A 25,646-nucleotide genomic window follows, 5' to 3' on the forward strand; every position below is an offset into this window, starting at 1 on the left:
AAGGATCAGCTGCGCACGCGCACCCACGCCCGTCGTGCGGGACCACGCCCGCCGACGAGGCCGACCTGCGCCACCGCGAACGCGATCTCGGTGCGGGGGCCGCCGAAATCGGCGACCTCGTCCGCGTAGAGGACATGCGCGACCGTGCTGGTGAGGCTGCGCAGGACGGCGCCACCGCCATCGAGGATGTCGATGGCGTAGGATTCCGACGCCTCGTCGAAGGGCACGTCGGCGGGCTCCCAGGCATCGGCCTCGCGCCGGGCCCGGCGCGTCCAGCTGAGCCGCAGACCGCCGGCCTCGCGCCGGGCCCTTAGATGGACCGGGCTCAGCGGGAGGAAGGCCGTCAGGCCCGCACTGGCCGCAAATCCGATGAAGACCGGATCGGCCGGGTCGCGGTCCGCCGGACCGACCCGGTAGAGGAAGGGGCGGCCGGCCTCGTCGAGACGCTCGACCAGGGGGATGACCGCGCCATCGTCGAGCCGCACGATCAGGCAGCCGGCCGGAGCCGGGCGAGCGGCTGCGGCCTCGCTGCCGCCGAGCCCGCGCAGCAGCGTCGTCAGCCGCCACGTGTCCGATCCCGTGAACGCGGCACCCGCCGCCGACAGGATCTCGATCGCCCCCTCCGGCCCGACCAGGGCGAACAGATTGGCGCCCGACAGGGCCGCAGCCTTCCCGATCGCGCTCAAACCCTCCGCGTGGCGAAGCCGCACGTCGAGATGGGCGTTGCGATCGAAGCGCCAGAGCGGGCCGGGCGGCAGCGTCGACAGGGTCTCGCCGAGGCAGGCCGGATGATCGACGAGGCGATGGAGCGCGAAGGGCGCCCCCTCCCCCGTCGAACGCCAGACCGCGACGGCGCCGGGCCAAGGCTCGGCGGCGACCGCGAGGGCGGAGAGCGGGCTCGGGTCGCCCCGCGTCGTCGGCAGATCGAGGACGCGGGCGAAGACGGGTCCGGGCAGGGCTGGGGGCGACCGCTCCGGCAGCGGGGTCGAGCGGCCCTGGACTGCATCGCGACCGCCGCGCGGCACCGCCTGCGTCTCGATCCGGCGGCCCTGGGGCGAATCGTCGATGCGGGCGATGCGATGGAGGGCACCGCCCGGTAGGCGCAGACGGTCGCCGGGCTCCAGATCGATCCGGCGCGGGCTCACGCCGAAGGAAGCAGTCTCGCGCCCGGCGAGGCTCGCGTCGAGCAGGGCCTCCGCCAGGACCTGCGCCGCGTCGCGCCGGGTCACGATGGCCGCCTCGATGCGCGCCTCCCGCCGCCGAGTCCCGCCGGGGCGCCGGGCCGCCGCGGTGGCCCGGCGATATTCCGCGCTCTCGCCGTCGGAGAAATCGATCTCGACGGTTCGGGGCAGCTCGCTCTCCTCCGCCCGGACGAGGCGCAGGGGTGCGTCTTCCCGCTCCGTCAGCACGAGATCGGCAGCGTCGACCGTCACCGGAAGGCAGTCCTTGTCCGCGCCGCGCACCCGCAGGATCCCGGCGGAGACCGAGACGTCGAGGCCGAAGAGCCGGGCCAAGGGCTCGAGCGCCTCGCGCGCCGAGAGCGGGCGATCAAGGACGTAGCCGTCGAGAAAACCGGTGGCGTCGATCGCGGCCGGCGCGTCGATGCCGAGATCGGTCAGAATCGCGGCGATCAGACGGTCGAGGTCGAGCCCCTCGATGCGGCCGGTGATCCAGTGCCCCAGGGCCCAGTTCTGGGCGTCCGACCACACCGAGCGGAAGGCCGGGAAGGCGGGGAACGGCCGCGCGTCCCAGGCCCAGACGAACACGTCCTCCGGTGCGATCATCCGGCCGCCGTAGAGGGGCGAGACCGGATTATGAGCCGGCTCGAAATCGTCTGCCGCCGGGTCGAACCGCGTCAGGATCGCCTCGAGGCCGCGGACTTGGATCAGGTCGTCGCGGTGGCCCCGCGAGAACGGTGGCGCCGCGTTCTCCGACGATTTCGGATCGGGGAACACGTTCGGCCCATTGGTCCCGCGATCGACGGCCGGAACGCCGATCTCGGTCAGCCAGATCGGCTTCGATGTCGGCACCCAGGGCGTCGGGCCGGTCTCGATGCCGTTCACCCGCTCGACATGCGGGTTCGACCACCACGCGACCAGATCCTTGGCCCGGTAGATCCACGGCTGGGCGTACGCGCCATCGGTGATCGGCGTCCGCTTCTGCGCGGCGCGGTCTTCGGGGCTTGCATAGAACCAGTCGAACGCCTCCCCCGCGCCGAGGCGGCTTCTCAGATAGGCCCGGTCGTAGACGCTTCCGGCCGCCGCCGCGTCGCGATGGTCGGTGCCGTCGCGCCAATCGGTGAGCGGTGGGTAATAATCAATGCCGATGGCCGTGATCGCCGGATCGGCGAAGAGCGGGTCGAGCGGAAAGCGCACCGAGGCCCCGCCCTCGTCCACCTGCGCGCCGTACTCGGTCCAGTCGGCGGCGTAGACGAGAGCGACGCTTGCGCCGAGAAGGGCACGGACCTCCCCGGCGAGCCTGCGGAATTGCTCGACGGCGGGGGCGAGGCCGCCCGGCCCTCGCACGCGGGTGAGGCTCGCGAACTCGCTGCCGAGGATGAAACCCGCGAGCGGCGAGCCCGCTGCGGCCCAACCGGCGGCGAGGCCGGCATAGTGCAGGATCATCGCCCGGTAGCCCTGCGGCCCCGCGAAGAAGGCGGCGACCTGGTCGGCCGCCTCTCGGGTTCCGTCCGGACTGCCCGACCGGCCAGGGGCGGGATGGCAGGTGATGCGCCCGCGCCAGGGATAGGGCGGCTGATACCCGGTGGGATTGCGGGGATCCGGCAGCGCATTGCCGGCGGGCACGTCCATCATCACGAATGGGTAGAGCACGGGAGCGAGACCGCGACGGGTCAGTTCGGCCACGAGGCGGGTCAGGCTCGCATCCGAAGGCGTGCCGCCGTAGGCCGCCACGTCGCCCGAGCGCGAGGTGGCGGGAGCGTTCTTCCGCGTGTAGCCGGCGACCACCCATTCGGCCCCCTTGGTCGTCTTCCGCTCGGCATCGACCCGCGGCGTCAGGGTGCAATGGCCGGCCCGCAGGTCGTTCCCGAACCAGCTCACCACCACCGAAATCCGGACGAGGTTCGGGCAGAGCGCCTGCAACGCGTCGAGGGAGGCGATGACGTCGCTCTGTCCCTGCAGCTGGAAACGGTTTGCCGGCTTGGTAACGCCGAAGCCCGCATCCTCGCTGACTGGAACCGGATCGAGCCCGAACTCGGTCGAGCCGGGGATCAGGCAGACGGCGCGGATCCGGCGGGCCAGTCCTTCCACCGGGCGGATCACTTCGAAGGCGAATTGCGGGACGCGGTTACCGAAGGCGGCGAGCGGCAGGCGCTCGAACACGATGTAGGCGAGGCCGCGATAGGCAGGCGCATTGCCCGCTCCCTCCTTGGCGACGATCAGGGGGTCGGGGGCCTGCGTCGCGCTGCCGGTATGGATGCGGACGTTCAGCGTCGTCAGGTCGAGTTCGGTCCCGTCGGCCCAGATCCGGCGTACCCAGGCAATCTCACCGGCACAGAGGCCGATCGCGAGATTGGCGAAATAGCTGTAGGCGGTGCGCACGCTCTTCTGCCCGCCGCTCCCGCCCTTGGCGCCGGAGCGCGTGCGCGCCACCGTCGTGTTGGCGACTTCCAGGGGTCGCGTCGCCCAGATCAGGGTGCCGCCGATGCGTGCCCGGCCATAGAAGCGCGGGACCGGTGCCCCCTCGGTGGAGGCGAGACCGGCCAATTCGGTCAGGCGCGGTCCCTCGACGGAGCGGGCCCGTCCCGCCCCGCCGAACAGAGCGACGTCGATAGCGGCACCGCCCGCCGCACCGACGACGCGGCCGATCATTCCGCCGATCGGGCCGCCCAGTGCGCTGCCGACCGCCTCGCCGGCCGTCTGAAGGACGATCGTCGTCATGGCGGGTCCTCCGTTCCAGGGAAAGCGCGCGGGCGGTACGAGCCAGCGTGAGGGCCGTGCGGAAGCGAGCCTCGCCGTCGGTCGAGGGGCCAAGCGTCGAGCGGGGCTCGAGACCGTGCGTCAGCCGATGCCGGGGAAGCGGAAGGCGTGGGCGAGATGGCGGCGCCACCACGGCGTCAGGGCGACCTCGCACACCGCCGCGCCGTCATGGGCATGGATCATCGCCGCCGGACCGGTGGCGACGGCACAGTGTTTTGCCGGCAAATACGCGCGAAACGCGAAGAGCAGCACGTCGCCGGGCTGTGGGACATAAGCGGGAAGTGGGGTCGCGACCGGCACGAAATGACGGCCGGCGGCGCTGGCGAGGGGATCGTCGCCGCGATCGACTTCCACCCAGGAGGCGGCGTAGGGCGGCGCGGTTTCGGGCTCGGAACCCAGCACGCCGCGCCAGACGCCGCGCAGCAGACCGAGACAGTCGCAGCCGACGCCCTTGAGCGAGGCCTGATGCCGGTAGGGCGTTCCGACCCAGCCGCGGGCTTCCGCGACGATCCGGTCCGCGAGGGCGCGATCCATCGTCGTCTCCTCAGCGGAACAGGCTGGAACCGTCGGGGCGGTCTCGATCGCCCTCGACGCCGCGCAGCACGAAATCGTTGCCCGGCATATGCGGGAAGCCCTGGAAGTTGAGGGCGTTGGCGAAACGGTCGCGGCAGGTGGCGAGGCGCTTGTCGCAGCCCGCCGTGAGCCGGACGGCGTCCCCCGGCAGGGCGGGGTGCGGCGGCGGCTCCCAGAGATCGAGGACGAGGTCGGCGCCGTCCCGTGTCTCGCTGCGCAGATCGACGCTGCCGCCCGCATTGGCGCCATCGATCCAGGCGAGGCGCCCGCCGGTGAACCAATCGGGGGCGAACATCGCCGCCAACGCCACCACGAGCTGCCCCGGTTCGGGGACGGCGACCACCCTGCCCTCGGCGCGGTAGCGCGGATCGCTCAACGCCACGCCGCAACGGGCGTCGCCGAGATCGGCGTCGCAGGTCGCCCGGAAGCTGCGTCCGGTCGGCACGTCGAGGCGATGCATCAACCCCCGAAGCTCCGCGACGAAGGCTCCGCCGGCCCGGCGCAGCTCGCCCAGGGTCGCCACGTCGAGGAGCAGACGCGCCTCCGGCATCGCCCAATCCACCAGCCAGGTCTCGACGCCGGCCCCATCATAGAGGCCGGCGGCCACATCGGATTCCGCGATGCCCGTCGAGGTCAGCGCCCCGGCGACCTCGCCGCCGCCGACGGCGAAGCCGAGTTCGGCGGACGCTTCCGCCGCTTCCAGCCCGGTTCGAGCCTCGTAGACGAGACCGCCGAAGCTCAGGTCGCGGTCGTGATCGGTGAAGCCGAGACTGCGCCCGTCGCGACGATGCAGGGCCCAGCAGCGGCACAGGGTGGTGGCGTTTTCCGCAAGGCGGGCGGCGAGGGCGGCGGGAAGAATGCGCATCGGTTCAGCTCTCCGCGAGGATGCCCAGGACCGAACGGCGTCCCGTTCCGTGTGCCCAGCGGGCGATCACGGTCGCGGGGCGATCGGGACAAGCGTTGCGTTCCCCGAGGCTCACGGCACGATCTCGACGAGCGGCACCCGCGGCACCTCGCCGGCCGTGAAGGCCGCGAGGTCGATGGACAGCTCGTCGGTGTCGAAGCGGACCGGGACGTCGAACTCGAAACCGGCGGTGACGGACGCGCCGGCCGGGGGAGCCGCGCCGGCGGCGAAGGTGACGAGTCCGGTCGCGGGCTCGCAGGCGACCTGCGCCGACGGCACCTCGATGCCAGCGACCGCGATGCGCACCGAACCGGCCACCGGCTTGGCGATGGTGCGACGGTAGGGTGCCGTGCCCTCTCCGTAGGTCTTGGCCAGGGCAAAGACGCGGGTGGTGCCGTCGCCGATGCCGATGCGCTGGTCGATCGGAGTGATCGGGCCCGAGGGTGGGCCGGACCGATGATCGACCCGGTCGCGGTAGCGGAAGCCGTAGAGGCGCCCGCGCCGCTCCTCGAAGAAGGCCAACACGGCGTGAAGCGCGTCCAGCGTGCGGATGCCGAGGCCCGCATCGTAGCGGCGGCGGGAATCCGCCCAACGGCTGTTGCGGTGTTCGCGCCCCGAGGCCAGCGTGACGATCTCGGTGCGTCGCACCGGGCCGCCGCTGCCGCGCAGGGCCACGTCGAGGGGAAAGCGCACCTCGTGGAAATCGGTCGGCATGCGAGAGCCCCCTCACAAGGCTCGCCGCCCGCGAGCGACGGCGCGGGCCAGGCGAGCGGCAACCTGGGCTTCCGAGCGTCGGAAGCCCTCGATGTCGGGCGTCGCGATGTTGACGGTGACGGCGACCGGGCGTTCGCTGCCGCCCGCGGCGACGCCGAGGCGGCCGTCGCTGCCGCGCCGGAGCGGCAGGATCGCCTCCGGGCCCGCTTCCCCCATCAGGCCGAGATCACCGCCGGTCATCGGAAAGTAGGTCGGTGCGGCGACGACCCCGCCGCCGGCAAAGGGTCGGACACGGCGTGCCCCGCCGTCCGACCCGAGACCGTCGAGAACACCGCCCCGGGAAAACGCCACCGGACTGCGGGCGCTAGCGGCCGAACTCAGGAGCGAATCGACGAGGCCCTTCACTCCCGCCTTCACGGGCTCGAGCGCCGCCTGGGTCGCGACCCCGGCGAGCTTGGTCGTCAGGGTGCCGAGCACACTGTCGAGCTGGCGCCCGGCATTCAGATTCTGGCTGAAGGCCGCCGACAGACTCTGCCCGAATTTCTGCGCGAGACGGTCCAGTGTTTCGAGTTGGCGCACCCGCTCGGCGGTGCCGCGGTCGCTGTCGCTGCCGGTCATCGGGCGGTCTCCGGATCAGGGTATGCGGCGACGAGGCGGTCGAGGTCGGCCCGGCCCAAAGCCGCGCCGAACCGGTCGGCCTGCAGGCCCGCGGCAGCGGCGAGTTCGCGGGGCGTCGCCGCCCAGAAGTCGCGCGGGCGCCAGCGCAGGACCGACAGGTCCAGCGCCAGCGCGGTCTCCCACGGGAAGGCGGAGAGGGGATTCTCCGGCGCCGTCCCACCCGTGGGGTTCAAGGGTCCGGTGCAGTGCCGAAGGCGGCTTCCAGCACCTCCCCGAGAGCTGCGGTCACCGCCGAGAAGCCGCCCGCCAGCGGCAGGGCCGCCACCGCCGCGTCGTCGAGGGCGTGACCGCCGCCGCGCAGGGCCGCACCGAGGAGGACGATGAGGTCGCGGGCCCTCAATCGTTCCCGCTGGAATCGCTCGGCGATGCCGGCGAGATCGCCGGTGGCGAAGGCATCCTCCAGTTCGGCGAGGGCACCGAGCGTCAGGCAGAGGGTGTAGCGTTCGGCCCCAAGGACGAGGGGCACCTCGCCGCGTCTGCGGTTCGCCATCGTCTCAGGCCGCCGTGAAGCCGAGGGGACCGGCGGAATCGAGCGCCATGTCGTAGGTCACCTCCCCCGCATGGTCGCCGCGATATTCGAGGCTCGAAATCTGGAACGGCCCTTCGATCGTGCCGAAAGCCGGCACCACGATCTGGAAGCGATCGATGGTGCCGTCGAAGAACATCTGCCGCAGCTGCGCATCGGACGCCGCGTCGCGGAACACGCCGGCTCCCGCGATCGCCGCGCGCCGCACGCCCGCCCCGGCGAGCAGTTCGCGCCAGCGCCCGGCGGAATCGGCATTCGTCACGTCCACGGTCTCGGCGTTGAAGGCGATTTGGCGGGCGCGCAGGCCGGCGACGGCGGTGAAGCCGCTCGCGCCGTCGCTGATCCGGATCAGAAGATCCTTGCCCTTCTGTGCGCTCATGGTCGGCTCCCTGTTCGTCCGGGTGGGCTTCGAGGTCAGGTCGTCGGGCGCTCGGTCACGGCCTCGAAGGTCAGCGTGGCGCGGGCCTCGCCGGTGCGCTCGTCGCGGGCGGCGGACAGGGCGGCGAGGCGCAGCAGGATGAGGGCATGTCCGTCGAGTTCGAGCGGTGCATCGTCGAGGAGCACGGCGATGCGCTCGGCCGCATCGAGGGCCGTGCGGGTCGAGCCGGGCTTGGCGACGACGAGCAGCGCCAGAGTGTGGCGATGGCGGCGCGCACCTTCGACGGAGTCGTCGCGGACCTCGCCGTCACCGAACAGGGCGTAGACCGGTGCCGCCCCGCGCGGCGGCTCGTCGTAGAGCCGCACCACGCCGCCCATCAGCCCGGCGAGCGCCGCGTCGCCGCGCAGGCGGGCCAGGATGCCGGCGCGCATCGCCAGCAGAGGGCTCAGGGCTTCACCCATGGCGGGACCTCCTCGATGAGTTCCTCGACCGTGCAGACCAGGGCGCGGCGCGCCCCGTCGGGATCGTCGGCGGAGCGAATGGCGAAGCGGCGCGGTCCGTCGGCCAACCGCATGGCCGGGACGACGTCCGGGCGGTAGCGCAGGCGGATCCGGTAGAGCCCAGGTCGGCCGCTCTGCGGTGCGGTGGCCGAACCCGCCGGTTCCACGGCCCCCCACAGGATCGGGCCGGCCACGTACCGGCGCAGCCGACCGCCGAACCCGTCGGGCTCGTCCACCGGTCGTTCGAGCACGAGGCGCCGCCGCCGCGCGCCGAGGGGCCCGTGGGTCATCGAACGATCTCCCGATGTGGATGATGCGCGCCGTTCCTTGGACGGAGGTCGGCGGGTCGAGCGGCGCGCTTACAGCCGCATCCGACGGCAGGCCGCGGCGAGACCGGCGGCGGCGGGCGGAAGAGTGCGGGGTTCACCGGCCTCGCCGGCATCGCCCCGGTTCTCGAACCAATCGGCCACCGTCAGGCGCAGGGCCTGGAGGAGCGGCTCCGGTACCGACGGACCGTTGCCGCCGCAGCCCGCGATGACCTCAACCAGGGCGGTACGACCGTCGAGCGTCGGCAGATCCGACCCGAACAGCAGGCAGGTCGCGTCCCAAGGATCGGGCCCGACGCGGATCGTGGTGGGCGCGATCTCTTCCACGACGCCGCTCGATCCGCTCAGGCCGACCCGCTCGACCGCCACGAGGGGGCTCAACGGCAGCGGCAGCAGGCCGTCGCGCGGCCAAACCTGAAGCGGCACCCGGAATCGGGCCGATCGGAGCAGGCGTCGAGACGCCGTCTCGACCGCGGCCCGGGCCGCCGCGATCAGGGCAAGGACGAGGCCATCCTCGGCAGTCTCGTCGGAGCCGAGGCGCAGGAAGGTGCGCATCTCGGCAAGGCTCACCGGCTCGACGCCGAGTTCCGCCGCGCGTATCGGGGTCATGCCGCCCTCCCGTGAACCGATTGTCGAAGATGATTGCGTCGATCCCGTCCGACCGCCGCGCGCCTTTGAGGCGCCTGCGGGATGCGCTGTCGGTCCTCGCCGTCGCGAGCACCCTCGCATCGCCGGCCTCGGCCATCGTCGGCGGCCGCGAGGGAGCGGACCTGCCCGGCGGTCGCTCCGCCGTGATGGTGCTGACCTCCGGCGGCGGGGTCTGCACCGGCATCGTGCTCGCCCCCGACACCGTGTTGACCGCCGGCCATTGCGTGGCGGGCGTGTCCGACAACCGGGTCCATTATCGCGACGAGGCCGGGCGTCCCGTGCTCGCCGAAATCACCGCGCGCGCTGTGCATCCGGGCTACGACGGCGACGCGATCCGCGGGCGGACCCGCTCCATCGATCTCGCCTTGCTGCGCACCAAGGCGGCGCTGCCATCGCGCTTCGAGCCCGCGACCTTGAGCACGGGCCAACCGCGGGCCGGCGCCGCTCTGACGCTGGCCGGCTTCGGCGCGGCGCGGGCGAACGACCGCCGCTCGATCGGCCGCTACCGCGGCGCGGCTCTCGTCGCGGTCGAGCCCTATGGCCAAAGCCGTATCCTGGTCTGGCTCCAGACCCACGGCGCGGGTGGCTGCAACGGCGATTCCGGCGGTCCGGTCCTCGACGGCGAGGCGGTCGTGGCGGTGGCCGCCTGGGTCAAGGATGCTTGCGGCGGCCTGACCCAGGCCGTGCTGCTCGGCCCCCAGCGCGACTGGATCGATCGAACTTTGGCCGGTTGGGGGGCTTCGGCGCGGTGGTGATCGGATTTTCGCTGAGCGGAAATTGATCGCCGCGTCGTTTCTACTTTGGAACCTGACCTTGGCCGCCGAATTCCGTTCAGATACGCTTGGCTGTGTCCGGCTTTGGAACCGCCCGGATCTTCGGAGAACCTCGATGGCTCTGAGCCCCCTGCGTGCCTGTCTGCTTGGAGCCGTGATCGGCCTCGTGCCGTTCTCGGCCCAGGCCGTGGTCGAAGGTCATACCAGCCGCGATCCGGGGGGATTGCGCGCGTCGGTGGTGCGCATCGAGAGCAGCCAGGGCGAGATCTGCTCCGGCACCCTGATCGCGCAGGATCTCGTGCTCACTGCCGCTCACTGCGTGATGCGCAAGGCGAGCTACCAAGTGTTCGTGGTCGACCCTGACTTCCGCCAGCGCCGCCTGCGCGTGGTCGCAGCCTCCATGCATCCCGAATTCGTCCCCGGCACGACGCCGGAGGAGCAACCGGGCATTGACCTCGCGATGCTGAAGCTGGAACGCCCGGTGGGTGCCGGCTTCCGTCCGCTCGATCCCCGCAGCGGCGCGATCGGCACCGGCGATTCCGTCGACATTGCCGGCTACGGTGTTCTGGCGGAGAACCGCCGCGGCACCGCGCGGACGCTGCGCACCGCCCAGCTCGTCTCGATCGGCTCGCTGCAGGTCGCCAACCGCGTCACCGTCGTCACCGATGCCCGTCGCTTGGCCGAGACTGCGGGCGCCGGTGCCTGTCTGGGCGATTCCGGCGGTCCGATCCTGCGCGGCGGGCAGATGGTTGGCGTGGTGAGCTGGTCGAGCGGCGCCATGCGCCAGGATCGGCGCGCCCGCACTGCCTGCGGTGGTTTCACCGCCGTGACGCCGACCGCCGAGCACACTAGCTGGATCTCCAACCGGGCCGCCGAGATGGAAGCCCTCCCCGCCGACGTGGCGGCTCAGCCGGGGGAAACCCGTTGGGTCGCTCGCCCCGGCCGACGCTCGGCCCGCTGAGCGACAACCGACGAGCGCGGCGTCCTCTCACGGACGGCGGCATCCCGAACCGAAACCGAAAGGGCAGGTCTGACATCCTCAGACCTGCCCTTTCCACGTGAAGCGTCAGGCGAAGCGCAGCAGTTTGATCGCGTTGAAGTCCTGCACCCCGCCGCCGACGCGCTTCGTGGTGTAGAACAGCACGTAAGGCTTGGCGGAATAGGGATCGCGCAGGGTCCGCAATCCGGCGCGGTCCACCACCAGATAGCCCCGGCGGAAATCGCCGAAGGCGATGGAGTGGCTGCCCGAGGCGAGATCCGGCATCGCCTCGGCCTCGACCACGGGGAAGCCGATCAGGGTCGCGGCCCGGTCGGCGGCGAGCGGCGGCTGCCAGAGATAATTGCCGTCCGCATCCTTGAACTTGCGAATCGTGCTCTGGACGCGGCGGTTCATCACGAAGTTCGCGCCCTGGCGATAGCCGGCGCGCAGGGAATAGATCAGGTCGAACAGGATGTCGGTCGGATTGCTCGCCGGGAAGGCGCCCGCCGCCCCCGTGGCGACGAAGCCGAGCTTGCCCGATGTCCAGGATGCGTTCGCCACGGTGTCGTAGGCCAGGAACCCTTTCGGCCGGGCGACGCCGTTGCCGGTGACGAAGGCGACGCCTTCCTGTTCGGCAAACGCCGTCTCGACCTCGTCGGCAAGCCAGGCATCGATGTCGAGCACGGCATCGTCGAGCAGCGTCTGGGTCGCCGCCGGCATGGCGTAGAGTTCCATCGCCGGGAAGCTCAGCTCCGACAGGGTCGGCGAGTCGGTCTGAGGCCGTTGCGCGGTCTCGGCGACCCAGCCGGAGGCCGGGCCGTTGACGGTGACGGCGCGCTTGTACTGCCCGCCGGACACCACGCGCACCGTGGCGATGGAGCGGATCGGCGAGATCTCGGCCAATCGGCGCAGCACCTCGCGCTCGATGGTCGGCGGCACGAGATAGCCGCCGTCCGGCCCGGAGCCGGCGGACAGGGCCTTCTCCTCCAGCCGCTTGAGGCCACCGCTCTCACCGGCGCGGACATAGAGGTCGAACGCGGCCTTGTGCTCGGTGGCGGTGGGGTCGCGCGGCGGCTCCGCTCCGCCGAGTGGGGGCCGGGCACGGTCGAGGCTGATGCGGTCGAGGCGGTGCCGCGCCTGATCGAGGGCGGCGTCGATGCGCGCCAGCTTCTCCTCGGTCACGACATCGGCGGTCAGCCGATCCTCGATCTCGGCGAGCCGCGCATCGTTCGTTTCCTTGAAGGCCTCGAAGGCGCGGGCAAACTCCTCGATCGCCCCATCCCTGCCCAGGGGAAGGGCCTTGTTCTCCGGCAGGCCGGACGAGGCACTGGTTTCGAAGCGCATCTCGGTCATGACATCCTCTCGGGGTGAAGCTGTGAGGCGGATCGGCCCATCAGGCGCGGGCTCTCGCGGGCGGCCGGAGGGCGGGGCGAAGGCGCGGCAACGGCCGTGAAGCGTGGAGCCGCGACGCGCGGGCGATCCGGGCGCCGGGCTGAAGCGGGAAGGTCACCAGCGAGATTTCCCAGAGATCGACGGCGATCAGCCGCCGTCCGCCGCGCTCCGGCTGCGCCCGCACGGCCCGGAACCCGATCGAGAGCCCGTCGAGGGCACGCTCGCGCATCAGCGCGTCGAGCTCGCGGGCACGCTGGACCGCGAGGTTCAGCCGGCCCGAGACCCGGAGGCCCAGAGCATCCTCCTCCAGCGAGAGCCAGCTGCCGATCGGCTCGGCCGGATCGTGCTGCCAGAGCATGCGCACCCCGGACACGCCCCGCCGGGCAAGGCTCGCGGCGAAGGCGCCCGGCGCGACCACGTCGCGACCGAGATCGGGCACGCCGAACAGGCTGGCATAGCCGGTGAAATGGCCATCCATGGCAGAAGCCTCAGGTTGTTGATGAGGGCGCGTTCGGCTCGAAGCCCGCCGGGGCCGTCAGGCTCCCGGTTGTGCGGCTTCCGCGGGGTAGCCGACGGCCTCGCGCTTCTCGGCGACCGACAGGAACTCCGCCGCTTGCACCCGACGCCACAGCGATTCCCGCTCCGCCGCCAGCGCCTCGATGCCGTCGAGGTCGGGCTCCAGGCGGGCCGGACCGAGCGCGGGCTCCAGCCAGCGGGCGATCGCGTCCGCCGTGCGGCGCACCAGCGGAATCACCGTCTGCCGGTAGAAGGCGCGGTTCGCCTCGGCGTAGTTCGCGTGGGTATTGTCCCCGGGAAGCCCCAACAGCAGCGGCGGCACGCCGAAGGCCAGGGCGATGTCGCGGGCGGCGGATGCTTTCGCCTCGACGAAATCCATCTCCTTCGGCGTGAGCGAGAGCGGGCGCCAATCGAGGCCGCCATCGAGCAGCAGCGGCCGTCCGGCATTGCCCGCGCCCTGATAGCTCGCCTCCAGTTCCGCCTTCAGCCGTGTGAACTGCGTGTCGCTCAGCGCGGCACCGGTCGCCGGGGCGAAGACGAGGGCGCCGGAGGGACGGGCCGCGTTGTCGAGCAGCGCCTTGTTCCAGGCACCCGCCGCATTGTGGATGTCGAGCGGCACCGCGGCGGCTTCCATCGGCGAGAGGCCGTAATGGTCGTCGAGGGGGTTGAACAGGGTCAGGTGAAGGATCGGCGGGACATCGCCGGTCTGGTCGTAGCGAACGGTGCGACCGCCGACGCTGTACGCGTAGGCCACGGGCCAACCATCGGCACCCGCCACCACCCGCATCCGATCCGGCCTCAAGCAGAACAACTCGCGGGGTTCGCCGTCGATGGCCACGACCTCGAGATAGGCGTTCCCCGAGACGAGCAGGTGTCCGTAGACCCGGTCGAGGAAGCTCGCGCCGCCCTCGCGCGGGTTCGGCCGTGACAACAGGGCGATCAGGGGATGCGCTTCGTCCGCGCCGCTGAGCGTGAGCGGCGCAGAGGCCGCCGCTTCGGCGACCAAGCGTATGGCACGGTGGACGACGGCGTTGCGCTGGAAGCCCTCCCGGGCAAGCGCCGCGTAATCCCGCGGCGTCCAGACCGCCCGTCCGTCCCCATACAACGCGAGCATCGGCGCCGATTTGACGTGCGGCGCGTAACCGGCGGCACGGGCCAAGCGCGCGAACAGACCGGGCATGGGACTCCTCCCGACGACAATGTTTCACGTGAAATTAACCATGACGGCGACGGTCGCGCGGCCTCACAGGCGGCGCACGCGCGGCTCTGCGCGATGGGTCAGCATCAGATGCGTCAGAGCCCAGACCAGCGCGTCCAGCCGATCTGGTGAACGACCACCGGACAGACCGCCCGGACCGAAATCACACATCTCGTCTTCGAGTTGCGGCAGCGGGCCGACATGGCGCACACGGCCCTGGGCGTAGAGCAGGGAGACCGGCTCGGCCCGGACCAGCTTCCCACGCGTGGCGCGGACGGGGACCACCGGAACGTCGGCATCCGCCTCGGCGAGAACGGCGGTCACCATCTCGCCGCCCTGGTTGACCTCCGCCACGAGGGCGTCGGCCTCGAGCCGATGATAGAGCGTCAGAGCCACCCGTGCCCAGGCAGCGGGGCTCGCCCGTTCCAAGGTCGCGTCGGCGAGGACATAGGCCGTGCCGTCCGCAGCCAGACCGGCCGCGACGATCCCGCAGGCATCGGCCCCGGCACGCGACGAGGCGGGCGGATCGATCGCCACGACGATCCGCTGCAGGGCGGGCGCCTCCGTGACACGGGCCCGCTCGATCCCCTGGCGGCTCCAGAGAGCATCCGCCCGATCCTCGATCAATTCGCCATCGAGTTCCTGACGCCCGAGCCGCGTGCCGGCGTAACGCCCGACGATCTCATCCAGGAAGGACGGTGCGAGGTTTCTGGCATTGTCGGCGGTGTGCGAGCGCGTCACCACGCTGCGCGGATCGGCGAGCAACCGGCGGATCAGGGGGATCGGCCGCGGCGTCGTGGTGACGAGCCCGCGGGGCCGCGTCCCGAGCCGCAGCCCGAACTGGATCATGTCGTAGGCGGCTTCGGCCTCCCGCCATTTCCCGACCTCGTCGGACCACGCGGCACCGAATTGCGGGCCACGCAGGGAATCCGGCTCTTCCGCCGAGAAAGCGAGCGCCACCGCACCGTTCCCGAAGACGAGCCGCCGCCGGGACGGCTGCCACGACGGTGGGGCATGGCCGAGCGAGGGAAGGGACAGCACCCCCGAAGGCCCCTCGATCATCACGTCGCGCACATCGGCGAAGGTCTCGCCGATCAGGGCGATGCGCCCGACGGCGATCTCGGTGAAGACCGGATCACCGTAGGCGAGGCCCCGCACCCATTCGGCACCGGTGCGGGTCTTGCCCGAACCGCGCCCACCGATCACCGCCCAGGTCGTCCAGTCGCCCGGTGGGGGAAGCTGATCGTCCCGGGCCAGATGGAGCCAATCGATCTCAAGGGCCTGGAGATGCGTCCGGGGCAGGCTCTCCAGAAAGCGCGCCGTCCGGTTCGTGCGCCTCGAACGCCGCATAGCGTCGCGCGATGTCCGCGCGCAAAGCCACGAGATCGACGGAAGGCGCGACCGCGTCATGCCCCGCCTCCTCCGCCTTCACTTCGTCGAGCAACGCCTTCAACCCGCGCAGATCCCGCAGCACCTTCGCCGAGTCGAACCCGGACGGTGCCGCCTCCGCATCGAGAGCGGCGTCGAACCGATCGATCTGACGCGCGATATGGACGAGGAACCGCGCCCGCAACCGCTGGGCGGTCAGGGGCGGCCTTCTGCGCAGCGCAGGCGGCTTGTCGGGAGAGTGCGGCTCGGGCTCGCGGCGGGGTCCGGAGCGTCGCGGCATCGCGGGGTCTCCATCCACACTTCTTGAGCGTGGGATATCTCTAGCTCAGGAGCGTCGCGCTGTCAATGCTAAAATTCCTATAGAAGGGAAATATGCCGAAAAGCTGCTTAGGCAGCATGACCGCCGGAGCTGCATTCCAGGCCGACGGCTGATCTCGGGCCCTGCGAGCCATCGGCACCCCGGCCCCCTGCCACGCAGATCCGCCGCCCGAGATCGCATCGGCCGGGTTCGAGGCCCGAATGCCGTCGCCTCGTTCCTCAACCGGCGACGCTGCGCGGCGTGTAGACGAACGGCACCTGTCCCTCCCGCTCGATCAGGCGCGTCGCCGCCGTTCCGATCAGGATCATCGTCGCCATGTCGGCAGGGGCGGTGCGGGCTTCCGCCAGCGTCAGGACGCGGACCGATTCGTCCGGGCGGGTCACGGCGCGGGCGAAGATCACCGGCGTGGTGGCCGGCAGGATCTCGGCGGCGAGGGCCAGCGCGCGGCCGAGCTGCCAGGGCCGGGCGGACGAGATCGGGTTGTAGAGGGCGACCGCGAATCCGGCGCGGAACACCGCTTCGAGCCGGGCCGTCACGACCTCCCAGGGCTTGAGATTGTCCGACAGCGAGAGCGCGCAGAAATCGCCCCCGAGGGGCGCGCCGAGCCGGGCGGCGGCGGCGAGCATCGCGGTGATGCCGGGCTCGACCCGGATGTCGAGGGCGCGCCATTCCCGCGGACCATGTTCGATAGCTTCGAACAGAGCCGCCGCCATGGCGAACACGCCGGGATCGCCCCCCGACACCACGGCGACGCGGCGGCCGGCGGCCGCGAGTTCGAGGGCGTGGCGGGCGCGGTCGAGCTCGACCCGGTTGTCGGTGGCGTGCCGCACCAGCCCGGCGCGCTCGGGCACGCGGGCGACATAGGGGTGGTAGCCGATCAGGTCCTGGGCGGCGTCGAGGGCGGCGCGGGCGGCCTCCGTCAACAGGCGCGGGTCGCCGGGTCCGAGGCCGACCACGGTGACGCGTCCACCGGAATCCGCCGCGCTCACGGCCGGCGGCCTTCGCCGGGCACCAGCACCATCGAGAAATAGGGGGCGACATCGTCGGGCTTCTGCGCCAGCGGCACCACCCGCTCGCCCGCCATGGTGCCCCGCTCGACATAGACCGCACGGTCGAGGAAGCCGGTCTCGGCGAGCACGGCGCGCACCTTCGGCAGATGGCGGCCGAGCTTCATGATGACGGCGGCGTCCGTCCCGCGCAGGCGCTCCGCCAGGGCGGCACGCGGGAGCGTTGCGGGCAGGATGGTGAGCACGTCGTCACCCCAGGTGATCGGCGTGCCGGCCCGGGTCCAGCAGCCCGACATGCCGGTCACGCCGGGGATCACCTCGACGGGGAAGCGGTCCTTGAGCCGGCGCCACAGATGCATGAACGAGCCGTAGAAGAAGGGATCGCCCTCCGACAGAATCGCCACGTCGCGGCCGGCGCCGAGATGGTCGGCGAGCCGGTCGGAGGCCTCGTCGTAGAAGCCGGCCAGGGCCGCGACGTAATCCGGGTGATCCGGCGGCAACTCGGTGGTGTAGGGATAGGCGAGCGGAAACTCGCGGGCGGGGTCGCGCATCACCGCGTCGGCGATGGTGCGGGCATTGCCGCGCTTGCCCTGCTTGCAGAAATGCACGAGCACCGGCGCGCGCTCCAGCACGCGGATCGCCTTCACGGTGAGGTAGTCGGGATCGCCCGGCCCCATGCCGACCCCGTAGAGCGTGCCGGTCTTCCGGGTGACGAGGGCCTCGCCCGCGCCGTCGGTCTCGGCCGGGGCGTCGATGCGCACGCTGCCCTCCATCACTCGATCTCGTTCGCAAGCGCGTTGACGGCAGCGGCCGTCATGGCGCTGCCGCCCCGGCGGCCATGGACCACGACGAAGGGCACCCGCCCGTCCCGCGCCAGCGCCTCCTTCGATTCCGCCGCCCCGACGAAGCCGACCGGGATGCCGATGACGGCGGCCGGGGGCGCGACGCCCTCGTCCAGGAGTTCGAGCAGACGAAACAGGGCGGTCGGCGCGTTGCCGACGGCGACGACGCTGCCGGGCAGGTGCTCGCGCCACAGTTCCATGGCGGCGGCCGAGCGGGTGGTGCCGAGTTGCTCGGCCAAGGCGGGCACCCGCGGATCGCCGAGGGTGCAGAGAACCTCGTTCTTCGCCGGCAGGCGCGCGCGGGTGACGCCGTCGGCCACCATGCGCACGTCGCACAGGATCGGGGCGCCGGCCTTCAGCGCCGCCTCGCCGGCCACGGCGAAACCGTCCGACATCTCGACGTCGCGGGGCAGGTCGGTCATGCCGCAGGCGTGGATCATGCGCACGACGACGCGCTCGGCCGCCCCCGACCATCGGGCGAGGTCGGATTCGGCGCGGATCATCGCGAAGGAGCGGGCATAGATGGCGCCGCCGTCGCGGATGTAATCGTAGCGCGCATTCGGGTGGGCACTCATCTCAGGTCGTCCCGAAAAGCGAGATCCAGCGCCGGGCGACCGGCCGCGGCGGCCTTCCTTATCCGGTCCAGCGCCGCCTCGAAAGCGAGACGCGTGGCCGGCTCATCGCCGGGCTCGCCGCCGAGCACCACGTCGTAGGCGCCGTCGCGGGCCACCAACGTGAGGTCGGCCCGGCCCGGATGGGCGCAGCCCTTGGCGCAGCCCGAGACATGCACCGTCGGCCCAGGGTCGGACCGCGTCGCCCCACCGGGGTTTGCCAGGGGCGCCAGCACGGCGGCGAGGCGCGCCGCGTGATCGGGCACCGGGGTGGTGCCGGAGCGGCAGGCGGGCGCGCCGGGGCAGGCGAAGACCGTGCGGCGGGGATCGTCCGGGCTCACGATGAAGCCGGCCTCGGCCAGGGCCGCCTGCAGGATCGCCGTGGCGTCGGCGGTCCCGGGGGCGAGGAATGCGAATCCGCGCTCCGGGCTCAGCCGTGCCCCGTCCGGCCCGGCGAGCGCCGCCGCCCGTTCGAGCCGCTCGGCGGTGCAGCGGCCGAACGGCGCCTGGACGAGGATCGCCGCGCGCCCCTCCGGCAGGGCAGCCGGCCCCGGTCCGGCCGGCATCGGCGCGGGCGCGAGCGGGCTCGGCGCGAGGGGATGGAAACCCGCCGCCGCCGCGACCAGGGCGCGCTGCTGCGCATCGAGGTCGCGCACCCGGCGCCGCCCGGTACCGGCGAAGGCCGCGAGCGCGAGGCCCAGCGCCCCGGCCGCCCCGAGCTCCGGCAGCACCCCGCAGCGGATCGGCCCATCCGCGCCCGCAAGGCCGAAGGCAACCTGCGCCCGCCCTTCGGCGAAGAGAAAGAAGTCGGCCTCCACCGGCCCGAGACCGAAGGCGCCGCCGCCATCCACCGCGACGAGGGTCTTGGCCGGAAGCCCCGGGACCGCGAGGCCCACCGCCTCGACGGCGCGGGCGAGCGCGGGCACGTCGATGGTCTCGCTCCCGTCGAGGCCGGCGAGGGGCGCGGTCAGCGTCAGACGCTGCGGGCCGCCGTCGTCGCGGGTGTCGCCGAGGCCGGCTTGCGCGAGCGCGCAGGCCAGGCGCGGCGCGCTCGCCTCGCTGACGCCGCGGATCTGGAGATTGCCCCGCGCGGTCACGTCGATATGGCCGTTGCCGTGGGTGCGGGCGCCCTCGGCCAGGGCCCGCATCTGGTCCGGGGTGAGCCGCCCGAGGGGCGGATGGACGCGGGCGAGCAGGCCGTCGCCGGTCGGCATCGGCCGGGCCAGCGACGGGCACCACCCCCGGCGGGCGCCCTCGGGCAGGGTGCGGCGGGCGCTCATTCGGCGGCCATCAGGGCGTCGGCGGGGGCGGCGTTGCGGCGGCTCTGCCAGAGGCCGCGGGCCCGCAGCGCGTCGAACCGTTCGAGGATCGCCCGCGTCGCCCGGGGATTGGCGGCGCGCAAGGCCTCGAACACCTCGGGATCGGCGATCCAGGCGCCGTAGAGCCGGTCCAGATCGTCGTTCGCCACCGCGTCGGTGGCGGCGGCCAGCACGAACACGGCGTCGATGCCCTGGGCGAATTCCTGCGCCCCGCGATAGCCGTGACGCAGCTGCGCCGCGATCCAGCGGGGATGGGACAGCCGGCCCCGGATCAGCCGGGCCACGTCCTCGCGGGCGGTGCGGGTGCGCGGCGCCTCCGGGTTCGATACGTCGAGGCTGTAGAGGGCGGGCGCACGCCCCTCCGCGGACGCGGCGGAGAAGAACCCTCCCATGGCGTCGGCGGCCGCGTCGCCGTCCAGAAGGTCGCGCTCGGCGACGTCGAAGGCGTGGACATAGGCATCCGCCGCGGCCACGCGGGCCGAGAAGCCCGCATCAAGGCCCTCGGCATCGCCATAGGCATGGGTGGTGGCTCCGAGATAGGCCGCGCCCAGATCGGCCCGCGCTTCCCAGGCCCCGTCGAGCGCGGTCTCGGCCGCGCCCGCGCCGTAGCGGCCGGGCGCCGCGCCGTAGATGCGGGCGGCGGATTCGCCCCGGCGGCGGGCGGCGGCGAGGGGATTCTCGTCGTCCTCCTCCTCGCGGGCGGCGACGGCGCGGGCGGCGCGGTCGAGCAGCGCGAGGGTCTCCGGGAAGGTGTCGCGGAAGGCGCCGGAGACGCGGCAGGTGACGTCGATGCGCGGCCGGTCGAGCAGGGCCAGCGGCAGCACCTCGAAACCGGTGACGCGGGTCGAGGCGTGATCCCAGACCGGGCGGACGCCCATCAGGCTGAGCGCGTGAGCCACGTCCTCGCCGCCGGTACGGAGCGTCGGCGAGGCCCAGAGATCCATGACGATGCGGGCCGGATACTCGCCCTCGTCCTGCAGGTAGCGGCGCACCACCGCGTCCGCCGCCTTCGCGCCGAGCAGGGTCGCGGCGCGGGTCGGCAGGGCGCGCGGGTCCAGCGTGGTGAGGTTGCGGCCCGTCGGCAGCACGTCGCTGCGCCCGCGCGACGGGGAGCCGGCGGGTCCCGGCGCCACGAAGCGCCCGTCGAGGGCCGCGACGAGCGCGTTCCGTTCGGCCTCGGCGCTCGCCCGCACGGCTTCGGCGGCCTCCTCCGGCGCACGACCGAAGACGTGCAGGCCATCGCGCATCGGCGTCTCGCCGAGATCGCACAGATGCGCGTCGAGGGCGGTCAGCGCGTCGGCCATGGGCGTATCGGCATCGATGCCGGCCCCCGCGAGCAGCCCGGCGGAGGCGGCCTCGTCGAGGATCGCCGAGGCGATCAAGGCGGCGCGGCGCGGATCGAGGACGCTCGCCGCCGAATATTCCTCCACCAATTCGCGTAGCGCGGCGGCCTCCGGTGTCAGGCCGGACGCCTCGACGGTGGGCGTGAGATGCCCGAGCGCCACGCCCCCGAGCCGCCGCTTGAGGGGTGCGGCCTCGCCCGGATCGTCGACGATGAAGGGATAGACCACCGGCAACGGCCCGATCGCCAGGGCCGGCCAGCAATCGGGAGAGAGGGCCACGGCCTTGCCGGGCAGCCATTCGGTGGTGCCGTGGGTGCCGAGATGGATCAGCGCATCGGCGCTGGTCCGCAGACCCAGATAGAAGGCCAGATAGGCGTGGGTCGGCGGCTCGTCGGGATCGTGATAGCCGGCCTTGCGGTCGGCGGCGCGTCCGCGGTCGGGCTGGAGGAAGAGGGTAAGGGTCCCCAGGGACAAGGCGCGGAACCGGAACGCCCCGTCGCGGCAGGACGGATCGTCCCCGGGGCGGCCCCATCGCCCGGTCAGCTCTGCCTGTCGTTCCTCCGGCAAGCCGGCAAACCACGCCGCGTACGCGGCGAGCGGCACGGGAAAGCCCGCCTCGCCCTCGGTCAGCCCTGCCATCAAGGACTCGGCATCGGGCAAAGCGCCCGCGAAAAAGCCCGCCGCGGCGAGATCGGCGGCGATGGCCCGCGCGCTTTCCGGCGTGTCGAGGCCCACCGCGTAGCCGGCCCGGCCCCCGCGGGCCGGATAATCGGACAGCACCATCGCGAGGCGGCGCTCGGCGCGGGGGGTCCGTCTCAGGCGGATCCAGGCCGCGGCCCGGTCGGCCAGGGCGGCGATGCCGGCGGCATCCGGCACGGCGCGGCGCTCCGAGAACCCCTCGATCGCCGCGCCCTCCTCCTTGAACGAGATCGGGAAGCCGGAGAGGCGCCCGTCGAATTCGGGAAGCGCCACCTGCATGGCGAGATCGGAGGCGTTCATGCCACGGCCGGAGGCGGCCCACGCGTCGCGCGGCGCTCCGATCGTGTAGGCCTGGAGCACCGGGCAATCGGCGGCGTCGAGGACGAAGCCGGCATCGTCGCGGGCCGAGAAGGCGGTGGCGGCCAGCACGATGTCGGGCCGATGGCAACTGAGCGTCGCCCGCAGCACCGCGACGGCCTCCGGGTCCTTCAGGCTCGACACCGCCAGCGTCAGGCAACCGATCCCGCGCTCCCGCAGGGCGGCCGTGAGGTGGATGGCCGGCGCGGTCTCGCCCGAGAGCACGGCCGAGCGGTAGACGAGGAGCAGCGCCAGCGGTCCCGTTCCGGCGGCTTCCGCCCCCCGCTCGACGGAGACCGGGCCGCAGCCGGGACACCAGGCGAAGCCCCGCGGCAGCGCGCGGGGCGGCTCCGGCGCGAGGGCGTGGCCGGCCTCGACGGCGAGCCGCCGCAGCAGGTTGGTCAGGTTGCCCGGTCCGCCCGCGCGGAAATAGGCGTCGAGGGTCGCGCAGGTCTCCGGCGGCAGGGTCGAGAAGGCGTCGAGACGGGGATCGGGCCGGTCGTCGCCGGGCAGGACCGCGAGCCGAACCCCGTTCGCCCGCGCGGCGGCACTCGCCCGCTCGATGCCGTAACGCCAGTAATCGAGGCCGCCGAGGCAGCGGATCACGCACACCTTCGCCCGCGCGATCACCGCATCGACGTAGAGATCGACCGACATCGGATGGCGCAGCTGCGCCATCTTGGCGAGCCGCAACGACGGCAGGTCCGGATCGGATGCGTGGGCGCGGGCGATGGCCGCGAGATCGGTATCGGTGAAGGACAGGACGACGATCTCGCCGGGGGTCTGGCCGAGATCGATCGCCGCCTCGCCCTCGTCGAGGGAGACCGTATCGATGCGGATCAGGTGCATGGCGCGCCCGTCCTCCCGGCTCGATCCGCAGGCATGCCGGTCGCCCGCGCAGAGGCGGGCTGCCGGGCCGGCAGCAAGGCCCAGGCGCGCCGCCGCAGGCCCATCATGGACCTGCCTGCCGGTGCGGCTGTCGCCCTGCGAAAAAGATCATCCCCGCAGCGCGGCGGCGACCGCGTCCTTGTCGAAACCCTTGAGACCGATGACGACGAGGCGGCCGTCGCGGGGCTCGCTGCCCTTCCAGGGACGGTCGTAATGGTGGGCGACGCGGCGGCCGACCCCCTGCACCACGAGACGCATCGGCTTGGCCTTTACCTCGGCGAAGCCCTTGATGCGCAGCACGCCCTCGGTCTCGGCGGCCTTCTCGACGCGGGCGGCGAGGTCTTCGGGGCTGCCCGCGACGCCGATGGGGAGCGCCACCGATTCGAAGTCGTCGTGGTCGTGGTCCTCGCCCTCGCCGTGATGGGAGGGGCGGGCATCGAGGTCGTCTTCGGCCGCCGCACTGATCCCGAGCAGCACCCGCGGATCGAGGCGACCGTGCTCGGTGGCGACGATCTCGACGGCGCGGGGCAGATGCGCCTCGATCTCGGCGCGGACCTTGTCGCGGGCCGCCTCGTCCAGAAGGTCGGACTTGTTGAGCACCACGAGGTCGGCGCAGAGGATCTGGTCCTCGAACACCTCCTCCAGCGGATTGTCGTGATCCACCGCCTGATCGGCGGCACGCTGGTTGGCCAGGGCGTCCGGATCCTCGGCGAACAGGCCGGAGGCGACCGCCGGGCCGTCCACCACGGCGACGACGCCGTCCACCGTCACCCGCGAGCGGATCGCCGGCCACTGGAAGGCCTGGACCAGGGGCTTGGGCAGGGCGAGGCCGGAGGTCTCGATCAGGATGTGCTCCGGCGGCTCCGGCCGGTCGAGGAGCTTCGTGAGGGCCGGCACAAAATCGTCGGCCACGGTGCAGCAGATGCAGCCATTGGGCAGTTCCACCACCGAATCCTCGGTGCAGCCCTCGACGCCGCAGGAGGCCAGGAACGAGCCGTCGAAGCCGAGATCGCCGAACTCGTTGACGATGACGGCGAGCCGCCGGCCGCGGGCCTGCTCGATCGTGTGGCGCACCAGCGTGGTCTTCCCGGCTCCCAGGAAGCCGGTGACGATGGTGCAGGGAATTTTTTCGAGGATGGCCATGAGGGTCAGGATTCCGCTCGTGTCGGGGTCAGCGGCGGGATGCGGGCGACGACGCCCTTGCGAAACGCCTCCGGTCGCTCGCGCCAGGGCACGAGGCCGTCCGGAGTCTCTTGATAGCGGCGCAGGCCCGCCAGGATGGTGCGGGCGGAATCCTGCGGATTCTCCAGCGCGTCGAAATCGCCGTAGACATAGGTCCAGCGACCGGCCGACGCGACCGCGACCGAGCAGGGCCGCTTGCAGACCGAGAGGCACTCGACGCCCTCGATGGCCAAACCCGGCACCGGCTCGCGGGCGGCCTCGGCGATCAGGGCGGCCAGCAGCCGCGCGCCGGCCCGCGGCTCGGCGGGATCGCCCGCCGCCCGACAGGTGGTGCAGACGGAGAGAACGGTCTCGCGCGGGTCCTCAGGCATGCGCGCGGTCACTCGCCTCGCGCCCGAACAGGCCCCAGGCCCAGCCATAGGCGAGGCCGATCAGCGCCCAGAAGACGAAGCCGATGGCGAGGGAGCGCGCCGCGAACTGCGCCGCGCTGGCCGGCGGCACCTGCGAACTGACCGTGTCGATCGATTGCGGCGCGCCGGCGAGATGCGGGGCGACGATCAGGACGAGGCCGCCGAGGATCGTGATCGGCACCCGCCGGACCGCGATAAGGTAGAGGCCGATCCCCGTCGCCGCGACCGTCATGATCCACCAGCTCTGCCGCAGCACGAGGGGCGCTGCCCCCATTCCCGGCAGTTCCGGCGGCAGCCCGACCGCGGGGGCGAGCGCCACCGCGAGGAAACCGGCGATCCCGACGGCCAGCCCGCTGCGCGGGGTCGGCTCGCGGCCGAGCGCCAGCATCACCGCCGCGAGGAGCAGCGCGTAGCCGACGCCGCCGATCAGCGTCGCGAGGCCGGTGAAGGCCATGCGCTGAAGGCCGGGCTCGGGCTGCCACGCGTCGGGCTTCTCCGCTCCGCCCTGGGCCGGATCCTGCGACGGACCATGGGCATGAGCATGGGCGTGCACGATCAGCGCGGCGGGCGCGATGGCGGGGGACGGCGCTTGGGCATGGGAATGGCCGCCCTCGAAGGTCTCCGCCTGAAGGATCAGGGGCGAGGTGAGCGCGAGCTGCAGGCCCGTCGTGACGACGGACGCGAGGAAGCCGGCAACGAGCGCTGCCGACACCAACCGGAGAATCATGGAACCGCTTTCGCGCGTCGGAAAGCGATCAGTGGCAGGGGAAGTTCTGCGCGTGGCGGAAATCGTGCGCCGCATTGTGCAGCACCGCCGCCGGGGCAAAGCCCGCCACGAAGACGAGACCGAGGCCGAGGAAGGCGGCGACGAGCAGGGTGCGGGCGCTCTCGCCGGTGCGGAGGGCGGAGGTCTGAAGGGTCGCGGTCGTCATAGGTCACGGGCTCCGGCCGCCCCACCGGCGGCATTCGAGAAAAGTCTTTTCGCGGGACGGCAGGTCTCCTGGCTCACGGCTGCCGAGCGCCTCAGGAAGCTCCCGAGAGATGCTCGATCGCGCCTGCCGCCTTCCCAGGTCGCCCCGGTGGCTCTCGGCAGGAACTCGCCGCTCACAGTTGCGGGGGCAGCTGCGGTTTCGGGATCGTCCCTCACCGCATTCCCTTTTCACCCCGTTGCCGGGGCACCGTCCTTTTCATCGTTCTAACGCGGGTGAGGGTGCCTTGCAAAGCGCCATTGCGTGA

At 72.4% G+C, this 25,646-nt stretch carries 27 protein-coding genes and 1 riboswitch; of the genes, 2 read left to right on the forward strand and 25 right to left on the reverse strand.

Features of this window, described 5'->3' with window-relative positions; genetic code table 11:
* Window positions 1-5: 5 nt before the first annotated feature.
* The 11 genes from MFF26_RS02170 to MFF26_RS02220 all read right to left on the reverse strand — a co-directional run bounded on the left by MFF26_RS02170 (window position 6) and on the right by MFF26_RS02220 (window position 9,147).
* Window positions 6-3,899, reverse strand: a complete 3,894-nt coding sequence (locus tag MFF26_RS02170) for a baseplate multidomain protein megatron (RefSeq protein ID WP_238307422.1) — start codon at window positions 3,897-3,899, stop codon at window positions 6-8.
* Window positions 3,900-4,019: 120 nt separating this feature from the next.
* Entirely contained in the window at window positions 4,020-4,472 is a 453-nt protein-coding gene (locus MFF26_RS02175) for an NlpC/P60 family protein (protein WP_137829026.1), read from the reverse strand.
* A 10-nt stretch (window positions 4,473-4,482) separates the two neighbouring features.
* The gene (locus MFF26_RS02180) at window positions 4,483-5,376 is read right to left on the reverse strand and encodes a phage/gene transfer agent baseplate hub protein (protein ID WP_137829025.1); all 894 of its coding nucleotides are present in this window, start codon (window positions 5,374-5,376) and stop codon (window positions 4,483-4,485) included.
* 111 nt (window positions 5,377-5,487) lie between these two features.
* Window positions 5,488-6,129: a DUF2460 domain-containing protein gene (locus MFF26_RS02185; RefSeq protein WP_137829024.1), complete on the reverse strand. Its 642-nt coding sequence runs from the start codon at window positions 6,127-6,129 to the stop codon at window positions 5,488-5,490.
* A gap of 12 nt (window positions 6,130-6,141) precedes the next feature.
* The gene (locus MFF26_RS02190; protein WP_137829023.1) at window positions 6,142-6,747 is read right to left on the reverse strand and encodes a phage tail tape measure protein; all 606 of its coding nucleotides are present in this window, start codon (window positions 6,745-6,747) and stop codon (window positions 6,142-6,144) included.
* Entirely contained in the window at window positions 6,744-6,980 is a 237-nt protein-coding gene (locus tag MFF26_RS02195; protein ID WP_238307423.1) for a phage tail assembly chaperone, read from the reverse strand. The genes MFF26_RS02190 and MFF26_RS02195 overlap by 4 nt, the downstream gene beginning before the upstream one ends.
* On the reverse strand, window positions 6,977-7,297 hold the full coding sequence (locus MFF26_RS02200; RefSeq protein WP_137829021.1) for a gene transfer agent family protein: 321 nt from the start codon (window positions 7,295-7,297) through the stop codon (window positions 6,977-6,979). Before MFF26_RS02200 ends, MFF26_RS02195 begins: the two co-directional genes overlap by 4 nt.
* A gap of 4 nt (window positions 7,298-7,301) precedes the next feature.
* Window positions 7,302-7,712 (reverse strand): phage major tail protein, TP901-1 family, encoded by a 411-nt coding sequence (locus MFF26_RS02205; protein ID WP_137829020.1) that lies wholly within the window; start codon window positions 7,710-7,712, stop codon window positions 7,302-7,304.
* Window positions 7,713-7,747: 35 nt separating this feature from the next.
* Window positions 7,748-8,173 (reverse strand): DUF3168 domain-containing protein, encoded by a 426-nt coding sequence (locus MFF26_RS02210; protein WP_137829019.1) that lies wholly within the window; start codon window positions 8,171-8,173, stop codon window positions 7,748-7,750.
* Complete coding sequence (locus MFF26_RS02215) at window positions 8,158-8,502, reverse strand: head-tail adaptor protein (protein WP_137829018.1); 345 nt, start codon at window positions 8,500-8,502, stop codon at window positions 8,158-8,160. Before MFF26_RS02215 ends, MFF26_RS02210 begins: the two co-directional genes overlap by 16 nt.
* Window positions 8,503-8,571: 69 nt before the next feature.
* The gene (locus MFF26_RS02220) at window positions 8,572-9,147 is read right to left on the reverse strand and encodes a head-tail connector protein (RefSeq protein WP_137829017.1); all 576 of its coding nucleotides are present in this window, start codon (window positions 9,145-9,147) and stop codon (window positions 8,572-8,574) included.
* A 29-nt stretch (window positions 9,148-9,176) separates the two neighbouring features.
* On the opposite strand from MFF26_RS02220, the gene MFF26_RS02225 reads away from it, so the two are divergent.
* Both MFF26_RS02225 and MFF26_RS02230 read left to right on the forward strand, forming a co-directional pair.
* Complete coding sequence (locus MFF26_RS02225) at window positions 9,177-9,941, forward strand: S1 family peptidase (RefSeq protein ID WP_137829016.1); 765 nt, start codon at window positions 9,177-9,179, stop codon at window positions 9,939-9,941.
* A 133-nt stretch (window positions 9,942-10,074) separates the two neighbouring features.
* Window positions 10,075-10,920: a S1 family peptidase gene (locus MFF26_RS02230; protein ID WP_137829015.1), complete on the forward strand. Its 846-nt coding sequence runs from the start codon at window positions 10,075-10,077 to the stop codon at window positions 10,918-10,920.
* Between the two features lie 105 nt (window positions 10,921-11,025).
* On the opposite strand, the gene MFF26_RS02235 is transcribed toward MFF26_RS02230, so the two are convergent.
* From MFF26_RS02235 to MFF26_RS02300, 14 genes are all read right to left on the reverse strand, one after another.
* Complete coding sequence (locus tag MFF26_RS02235; RefSeq protein WP_238307424.1) at window positions 11,026-12,291, reverse strand: phage major capsid protein; 1,266 nt, start codon at window positions 12,289-12,291, stop codon at window positions 11,026-11,028.
* A 40-nt stretch (window positions 12,292-12,331) separates the two neighbouring features.
* Window positions 12,332-12,808: an HK97 family phage prohead protease gene (locus tag MFF26_RS02240; protein WP_137829013.1), complete on the reverse strand. Its 477-nt coding sequence runs from the start codon at window positions 12,806-12,808 to the stop codon at window positions 12,332-12,334.
* Window positions 12,809-12,865: 57 nt separating this feature from the next.
* Window positions 12,866-14,026 (reverse strand): phage portal protein, encoded by a 1,161-nt coding sequence (locus MFF26_RS02245; RefSeq protein ID WP_137829012.1) that lies wholly within the window; start codon window positions 14,024-14,026, stop codon window positions 12,866-12,868.
* Between the two features lie 63 nt (window positions 14,027-14,089).
* Window positions 14,090-15,394: a DNA-packaging protein gene (locus tag MFF26_RS02250; RefSeq protein ID WP_137829011.1), complete on the reverse strand. Its 1,305-nt coding sequence runs from the start codon at window positions 15,392-15,394 to the stop codon at window positions 14,090-14,092.
* Complete coding sequence (locus MFF26_RS02255; RefSeq protein ID WP_137829010.1) at window positions 15,318-15,713, reverse strand: hypothetical protein; 396 nt, start codon at window positions 15,711-15,713, stop codon at window positions 15,318-15,320. Before MFF26_RS02255 ends, MFF26_RS02250 begins: the two co-directional genes overlap by 77 nt.
* Window positions 15,714-15,970: 257 nt before the next feature.
* On the reverse strand, window positions 15,971-16,741 hold the full coding sequence (gene cobJ, locus MFF26_RS02260; protein WP_137829009.1) for a precorrin-3B C(17)-methyltransferase: 771 nt from the start codon (window positions 16,739-16,741) through the stop codon (window positions 15,971-15,973).
* Window positions 16,738-17,532: a precorrin-2 C(20)-methyltransferase gene (locus tag MFF26_RS02265; protein ID WP_137829008.1), complete on the reverse strand. Its 795-nt coding sequence runs from the start codon at window positions 17,530-17,532 to the stop codon at window positions 16,738-16,740. Before MFF26_RS02265 ends, cobJ begins: the two co-directional genes overlap by 4 nt.
* On the reverse strand, window positions 17,532-18,176 hold the full coding sequence (locus MFF26_RS02270; protein WP_137829007.1) for a precorrin-8X methylmutase: 645 nt from the start codon (window positions 18,174-18,176) through the stop codon (window positions 17,532-17,534). The genes MFF26_RS02265 and MFF26_RS02270 overlap by 1 nt, the downstream gene beginning before the upstream one ends.
* Entirely contained in the window at window positions 18,173-19,492 is a 1,320-nt protein-coding gene (cobG, locus tag MFF26_RS02275; protein WP_137829006.1) for a precorrin-3B synthase, read from the reverse strand. Before cobG ends, MFF26_RS02270 begins: the two co-directional genes overlap by 4 nt.
* Window positions 19,489-22,779: a cobaltochelatase subunit CobN gene (gene cobN / locus MFF26_RS02280; protein ID WP_238307425.1), complete on the reverse strand. Its 3,291-nt coding sequence runs from the start codon at window positions 22,777-22,779 to the stop codon at window positions 19,489-19,491. The genes cobG and cobN overlap by 4 nt, the downstream gene beginning before the upstream one ends.
* Window positions 22,780-22,926: 147 nt before the next feature.
* Entirely contained in the window at window positions 22,927-23,961 is a 1,035-nt protein-coding gene (gene cobW, locus MFF26_RS02285; protein ID WP_238307426.1) for a cobalamin biosynthesis protein CobW, read from the reverse strand.
* A 5-nt stretch (window positions 23,962-23,966) separates the two neighbouring features.
* Window positions 23,967-24,371, reverse strand: coding sequence for a DUF1636 family protein (locus MFF26_RS02290; RefSeq protein ID WP_137829003.1), 405 nt, complete (start codon window positions 24,369-24,371; stop codon window positions 23,967-23,969).
* Window positions 24,364-25,137: a CbtA family protein gene (locus tag MFF26_RS02295; protein WP_137829002.1), complete on the reverse strand. Its 774-nt coding sequence runs from the start codon at window positions 25,135-25,137 to the stop codon at window positions 24,364-24,366. The genes MFF26_RS02290 and MFF26_RS02295 overlap by 8 nt, the downstream gene beginning before the upstream one ends.
* Window positions 25,138-25,165: 28 nt before the next feature.
* A complete protein-coding gene (locus MFF26_RS02300; RefSeq protein ID WP_137829001.1) occupies window positions 25,166-25,342 on the reverse strand; it encodes a CbtB domain-containing protein in 177 nt (58 codons plus the stop codon).
* A 41-nt stretch (window positions 25,343-25,383) separates the two neighbouring features.
* Window positions 25,384-25,608, reverse strand: a riboswitch (cobalamin riboswitch).
* Between the last annotated feature and the right edge of the window lie 38 nt (window positions 25,609-25,646).

The organism is Methylorubrum suomiense (assembly GCF_022179765.1).
Lineage (GTDB): Bacteria > Pseudomonadota > Alphaproteobacteria > Rhizobiales > Beijerinckiaceae > Methylobacterium > Methylobacterium suomiense.

Coding starts and splice junctions, on each gene's coding strand:
- MFF26_RS02250 (WP_137829011.1), bottom strand. CDS start 15,394: ATGCGGCGTTCGAGGCGCACGAACCGGACGGCGCGCTTTCTGGAGAGC.
- MFF26_RS02230 (WP_137829015.1), top strand. CDS start 10,075: ATGGCTCTGAGCCCCCTGCGTGCCTGTCTGCTTGGAGCCGTGATCGGC.
- MFF26_RS02205 (WP_137829020.1), bottom strand. CDS start 7,712: ATGAGCGCACAGAAGGGCAAGGATCTTCTGATCCGGATCAGCGACGGC.
- MFF26_RS02265 (WP_137829008.1), bottom strand. CDS start 17,532: ATGGAGGGCAGCGTGCGCATCGACGCCCCGGCCGAGACCGACGGCGCG.
- MFF26_RS02295 (WP_137829002.1), bottom strand. CDS start 25,137: ATGATTCTCCGGTTGGTGTCGGCAGCGCTCGTTGCCGGCTTCCTCGCG.
- MFF26_RS02200 (WP_137829021.1), bottom strand. CDS start 7,297: ATGGCGAACCGCAGACGCGGCGAGGTGCCCCTCGTCCTTGGGGCCGAA.
- cobG (WP_137829006.1), bottom strand. CDS start 19,492: ATGAGCGCCCGCCGCACCCTGCCCGAGGGCGCCCGCCGGGGGTGGTGC.
- MFF26_RS02185 (WP_137829024.1), bottom strand. CDS start 6,129: ATGCCGACCGATTTCCACGAGGTGCGCTTTCCCCTCGACGTGGCCCTG.
- MFF26_RS02215 (WP_137829018.1), bottom strand. CDS start 8,502: ATGACCCACGGGCCCCTCGGCGCGCGGCGGCGGCGCCTCGTGCTCGAA.
- MFF26_RS02190 (WP_137829023.1), bottom strand. CDS start 6,747: ATGACCGGCAGCGACAGCGACCGCGGCACCGCCGAGCGGGTGCGCCAA.
- cobN (WP_238307425.1), bottom strand. CDS start 22,779: ATGCACCTGATCCGCATCGATACGGTCTCCCTCGACGAGGGCGAGGCG.
- cobW (WP_238307426.1), bottom strand. CDS start 23,961: ATGGCCATCCTCGAAAAAATTCCCTGCACCATCGTCACCGGCTTCCTG.
- MFF26_RS02225 (WP_137829016.1), top strand. CDS start 9,177: ATGATTGCGTCGATCCCGTCCGACCGCCGCGCGCCTTTGAGGCGCCTG.
- MFF26_RS02175 (WP_137829026.1), bottom strand. CDS start 4,472: ATGGATCGCGCCCTCGCGGACCGGATCGTCGCGGAAGCCCGCGGCTGG.
- MFF26_RS02170 (WP_238307422.1), bottom strand. CDS start 3,899: ATGACGACGATCGTCCTTCAGACGGCCGGCGAGGCGGTCGGCAGCGCA.
- MFF26_RS02270 (WP_137829007.1), bottom strand. CDS start 18,176: ATGAGTGCCCACCCGAATGCGCGCTACGATTACATCCGCGACGGCGGC.
- MFF26_RS02220 (WP_137829017.1), bottom strand. CDS start 9,147: ATGACCCCGATACGCGCGGCGGAACTCGGCGTCGAGCCGGTGAGCCTT.
- MFF26_RS02240 (WP_137829013.1), bottom strand. CDS start 12,808: ATGGATGGCCATTTCACCGGCTATGCCAGCCTGTTCGGCGTGCCCGAT.
- MFF26_RS02210 (WP_137829019.1), bottom strand. CDS start 8,173: ATGGGTGAAGCCCTGAGCCCTCTGCTGGCGATGCGCGCCGGCATCCTG.
- MFF26_RS02290 (WP_137829003.1), bottom strand. CDS start 24,371: ATGCCTGAGGACCCGCGCGAGACCGTTCTCTCCGTCTGCACCACCTGT.
- MFF26_RS02180 (WP_137829025.1), bottom strand. CDS start 5,376: ATGCGCATTCTTCCCGCCGCCCTCGCCGCCCGCCTTGCGGAAAACGCC.
- MFF26_RS02235 (WP_238307424.1), bottom strand. CDS start 12,291: ATGACCGAGATGCGCTTCGAAACCAGTGCCTCGTCCGGCCTGCCGGAG.
- MFF26_RS02300 (WP_137829001.1), bottom strand. CDS start 25,342: ATGACGACCGCGACCCTTCAGACCTCCGCCCTCCGCACCGGCGAGAGC.
- MFF26_RS02255 (WP_137829010.1), bottom strand. CDS start 15,713: ATGCCGCGACGCTCCGGACCCCGCCGCGAGCCCGAGCCGCACTCTCCC.
- MFF26_RS02245 (WP_137829012.1), bottom strand. CDS start 14,026: ATGCCCGGTCTGTTCGCGCGCTTGGCCCGTGCCGCCGGTTACGCGCCG.